Origin of the sequence: Hydrogenophaga sp. 70-12, from assembly GCF_001897365.1 — a bacterium.
Taxonomy (GTDB): domain Bacteria; phylum Pseudomonadota; class Gammaproteobacteria; order Burkholderiales; family Burkholderiaceae_C; genus Hydrogenophaga; species Hydrogenophaga borbori.
Genome location: NZ_MKSS01000001.1, coordinates 1 through 4525 on the forward strand (window position 1 = coordinate 1; position 4525 = coordinate 4525).

Consider the following 4525-nt stretch of genomic DNA (forward strand, 5'->3'; position numbering starts at 1 on the left):
CAACGCCGCCGTCTACAACGTGGTGGCCGCACCGGCGCTCTCGCTCAGCCTGCAGACCTGGTGCTTCCCCGTGGCCGGCTGCGTGGGCTACCGAGGCTACTACCGCGAGGCCGACGCGCGCGCCTTCGCCGCCGGCCTGGACCGGGGTCTGGAGGTGGCCGTGTACCCGGTGCCCGCCTACTCCACCCTGGGCTGGATGAACTGGGCCGGCGGCGACCCGCTGCTCAACACCTTCATTCGCCAGCCCGAGGGCGAACTCGCCCGCCTGCTGTTCCACGAGCTGGCGCACCAGGTGGTCTATGCCAAGGACGACACCACCTTCAACGAGTCCTTCGCCACGGCGGTGGAGCGGCTGGGCGTGCAGCGCTGGCTGGCGCAAGCGTCCACGCCCGGCGCGCGCGTGGCGTACGAAGCCTTCGACCAGCGCCGCCGCGCCTTCCGCGCCCTCACCGCCTCGGTGCGCGCGCGGCTGCAGGCGGTGTATGGCGACGCCTCGCTCGACGACGCGGCCAAGCTCGAGCGCAAAGCGCGGGTGATGGCCGACTTCCGCCGCGAGTACGAGGCGCTGAAGGCCTTCTGGGGCGGCTTCGCGGCCTACGACCCCTGGGTGGCGCGCGCCAACAACGCCCTGCTGGGCGCCCAAGGCGCCTACGACCAGCTGGTGCCCGGTTTCGAAGCCCTGTTCGCACGCGAGGGCCGCGACTTCGCGCGCTTCTATGATGCGGTGCGCACGCTCGCCGCCCTGCCCCAGGCCGAGCGCCACCAGCGCCTGCAGGCGCTGGCGATCACCCGCTGAACACCAGGAGACCCCGTCCCATGGCCGACATCCACATCGAACGCGAACACGCCCTGGGCCTGGCGGCCGCGCGGCAGCTGGCCTGGAAATGGGCCGAGCAGGCCGAGGAAGAGTTCGACATGAGCTGCACCTACGAAGAAGGCGCCCGCGAGGACGCCGTGCAGTTCACGCGCTCGGGCGTCAGCGGTTGCCTGCGGGTCGAGGGCGACCGCTTCGTGCTCGACGCCAAGCTCGGCTTCCTGCTCGGCGCCTTCAAGGAGCGCATCGAGGCCGAGATCGTGAAAAACCTGGACACCCTGCTGGCGGCGAAGAAGCCCGCCGCGAAGAAGGCGGCCGCCAAAAAGAAAACCACCTAGACGCCCAGGTGGCTTGACCCTGTGGCACCGAGGAACCGGCTTGGCCGGGCCTCAGGTGCCGCCCCCTGGCGGGGGTCGCGCGCAGCGCGGCGGGGGTGTCAGCTGAGGCTCTCGATGAGATCGATGTACTGCTGCATCGCGTCGTCGGACGAGGCGCCCTTGAAGCCGTTCCAGGCGTCCCATTTGGCGCGGCCCACCATGTCGCTGAAACCCGGCTTCTTTTCGGTGTTGTCGCCCGCGGTGGCCTGCTTGTAGAGGCCGTAGATCTTGAGCAGCGTGGCGTTGTCGGGGCGCTCGGCGAGCTTCTTGGAATTGGCGACGGCGGTCTCGAAACGGGCTTTGAGGTCGGACATGGGGTCTCCTGAAGGGGGGCGCCAAAGGGATGGCGGTTTGTCCCGGTATCTTACGGAGCCCGGCCTGCCCACAATAGAGAACCCACCCGAGGAGACACCATGGACCACCGCGTCGCGGCCCTCACGCAGGCGCTGAGCAGCACGCTCGGGCTCGAAGGCGAGCGCATGAGCAAGGTCGACACCGCCTGGCTGCGCATGGACTCGCCGGCCAACCTCATGATGATCGTGGGCGTGTGGGTGCTGCGGCCCGGCGTGACGCGCGAGGCGCTGGAACAGCGGGTGCGCGAGCGGCTGCTGCCCTACCGGCGTTTCCGGCAGATCGCCCGCGAGGACGCGGCCGGCGCCGCTTGGATCGACGACCCCGACTTCGATCTCGCCCGCCACGTCACCACGCACCGCCTGCGCCGCCGCCGCGGCCGGGGCGAGCGGGAGGCCTTGCAGGACCGGGTGGGCCAACTCGCCGTGCAGCGGCTCGATCCCCTCCACCCGCTCTGGCACTTCGAGCTGATCGAGCACTGCGCCGGCGGCTCGGCGCTGATCGCGCGCATCCACCACTGCATCGCCGACGGCATCGCGCTCATCGGCGTGATGATGAGCCTGGTGGACGGCGGTCAGGCGCCGGCGCCGCGCGCGCGGCGGGCCAGGCGCGCCAACGAGGGCGCCGAGGACTGGCTGGCCGACACCCTGATCCGCCCGCTGGGCGACCTCACCGCGCGCGCCCTGCAGGTGGCGGGCGGCGGCGCGGCGAAATCGCTCTCGCTCATGGCCGCGCCGCAGCAGACCCTGGCCGGCGCCGTGGACCAGGCCGTGGGCGCGGCGCACATCGGCGCCCAGCTCGCCAGCGACGTGGCCGCGCTCGCCCTCATGCCCGACGACTCGGCCACCCGGCTCAAGGGAACGCCCGGCGCCGTCAAGCGCGTGGCCTGGTGCGAGCCGATCCCGCTGGACGCGGTCAAGGCCATCGGGCGCGCCTTCGACGCCTCGGTCAACGATGTGCTGCTGTCCTGCGTGGCCGGTGCCATCGGCCAGTACCTGCGCGGCCACGGCGACGACACCGCGGGCCAGGAGATCCGCGCCATGGTGCCCATCAACCTGCGGCCGCTGGAAGACGCCTGGAAGCTGGGCAACCGCTTCGGCCTCGTGCCGCTGCTGCTGCCCATCGGCATGACCAACCCGGTGGAGCGGCTCTACGCCGTGCGCGAAGGCATGCGCCAGCTCAAAGGAAGCCTGCAACCGCTGCTCACTTTTGCCCTGCTGTCGGTGGCGGGCCTGCTCATCAAACCGGCGCAGGACGCGCTGCTCAATCTCTTCGGGCGCAAGACCACCGCCGTCATGACCAATGTGCCCGGACCGGGCAACAAGCTTCAGTTCTGCGGCAGCACCCTGGAGCAGACCATGTTCTGGGTGCCGCAGTCCGGCACCGTGGGCCTGGGCGTGTCGGTGCTGAGCTACGGCGGCGGGGTGCAGTTCGGCGTGATCGCCGACGCCGGGCTCTGCCCCGACCCGCAGGCCATCATCGACGGCTTCGAACCGGCCTTCCAGCAGTTGCTGGCCCTGACGCTGATGCTGCCCTGGGGCCCTGAATGACCGCCGGGGCCGCTCAGGCCACCGCCAGCCGCTGGCTGGCGATGTGCAGCAGCCCGTCGAAGATCAGGCTCTCCACCAGCTCGACCTCGGTGGACATGGACGGCGCCATCTTCCAGCCCGCACCACCCGTCATGTAGACCACGGGCGCCTCGCCGCAGTGGCGGCTCAGGTTCTCCACCATGCGCTGCACCGCGCCGGCAATGGCGAAGGTGCCACCGCTGGTGAGCGCGTCGCTGGTGTTGGTGGGAAAGTCGCGCACGTCGCCCGTGGGCACGTGCAGGCCGGCGGTGCCCGATTCGAGGGCGCGCAGCATGATGCCGTGCCCCGGCAGGATGAGGCCGCCCAGGAACTTGCCCCCGGCGTCGATGGCCTCGACCGTGACCGCCGTGCCCACCATCACCACCACGCACGGCCGCTGGCGGCCCTGGGCGAGCAGGCGCTGGCGCGCCCCGATCATGGCCACCCAGCGGTCGGAGCCGAGCCGCGCGGGGTGGTCGTAGCCGTTGACCACGCCGGCCTCGGCATTGCCCGACACCACCCACTGGGGGGTCACGTCCCACATCTCCAGCTGCTCCTCGACGCGGCGCTTGACCGCGTCGCCCGCCACGACGCAGCCCAGCACCCAGCGCGGCGTGGGCAGGCGGCTCCAATCGCCCTCTTCCAGGGTTTCGATGTTCTCGAGGAATTGCGCCCCGTGCGTGATCAGCCGGGCACCGACACGCGGCTCGTCGTACAGCGCCCATTTCAGGCGCGTGTTGCCGACATCCAGGGCGAGAAAAGCCATGGGGCGCGATTATGACAAGGGCCTGAACCCGGCGGGGATGGGCCTGTGGCGCGCGGGAACCGGTCCGACCGGGCTCCCCCTGGATAGGGTGGTGGGGGTCAAATCAGGCCGAGCCAGCAGGCCCGCTGCACGGCGCCGAGCTTGTTGTCGGTCTGCAGCTTGGCCATGGCGTTGGCCAGGTGGTAGTTCACGGTGCGCTCCGAGCAGTCCATGCGCAACGCGGTTTCGCGCGCGGTCAGGCCCTCGAAGGCCAGGTTGAGGCTTTCCAGCTCGCGCGGGCTCAGGCTCACGCGCTGCTCGGCCAGGGCGCGCTTGAGCATGGGCCAGACATTGAAGACCGACCAGGCCAGCGTGGCGGCCTCCAGGCGGCTGTCGTAGGCGCGCGGGCTGAACATGAAACACTCGAAGGCTCGGCCGGCCGGCAAGGGGAAGGCCACCCGCACCAGGCTCTGCTGGCCGTGGGCCAGAAACAGGCGCCGCCAGCGGCTGGAATGCTCGGCGGCCGACTTGGAAATATCCTGCCACGCCACCAGGGGTGCGTCGCTTTCACGCCAGCTCGCGCCAAAATCCACGCTGGCCGCCAAGGCCTCGGCGGGTGCGAGCATGCGGGGGGGATGCACGGCCAGCAACTCGCGGCGCTCGCGTGGGC

At 70.9% G+C, this 4525-nt stretch carries 6 protein-coding genes; 3 read left to right on the top strand and 3 right to left on the bottom strand.

Going from position 1 to position 4525, the window contains the following annotated elements; translation table 11 throughout:
- The coding region (locus BGO22_RS00005; RefSeq protein ID WP_286848178.1) for an aminopeptidase at positions 1 to 796 on the top strand (796 nt) is incomplete at its 5' end.
- 20 nt (positions 797 to 816) lie between these two features.
- Entirely contained in the window at positions 817 to 1152 is a 336-nt protein-coding gene (locus BGO22_RS00010; protein WP_070397131.1) for a polyhydroxyalkanoic acid system family protein, read from the top strand.
- Positions 1153 to 1250: 98 nt separating this feature from the next.
- Here the strand turns inward: BGO22_RS00010 and BGO22_RS00015 are convergent, their stop codons facing one another.
- Positions 1251 to 1505 carry an acyl-CoA-binding protein gene (locus tag BGO22_RS00015; RefSeq protein WP_070397130.1) on the bottom strand — a complete coding sequence of 85 codons (255 nt, stop codon included), beginning with the start codon at positions 1503 to 1505 and terminating at the stop codon, positions 1251 to 1253.
- Between the two features lie 99 nt (positions 1506 to 1604).
- On the opposite strand from BGO22_RS00015, the gene BGO22_RS00020 reads away from it, so the two are divergent.
- Positions 1605 to 3092 carry a wax ester/triacylglycerol synthase family O-acyltransferase gene (locus tag BGO22_RS00020; protein WP_286848181.1) on the top strand — a complete coding sequence of 496 codons (1488 nt, stop codon included), beginning with the start codon at positions 1605 to 1607 and terminating at the stop codon, positions 3090 to 3092.
- A gap of 13 nt (positions 3093 to 3105) precedes the next feature.
- Here the strand turns inward: BGO22_RS00020 and BGO22_RS00025 are convergent, their stop codons facing one another.
- Positions 3106 to 3876 (bottom strand): type III pantothenate kinase, encoded by a 771-nt coding sequence (locus BGO22_RS00025; protein WP_070397129.1) that lies wholly within the window; start codon positions 3874 to 3876, stop codon positions 3106 to 3108.
- Positions 3877 to 3974: 98 nt separating this feature from the next.
- On the bottom strand, positions 3975 to 4525 hold a 551-nt coding region (locus tag BGO22_RS00030), incomplete at its 5' end, for a helix-turn-helix transcriptional regulator (RefSeq protein ID WP_286848185.1).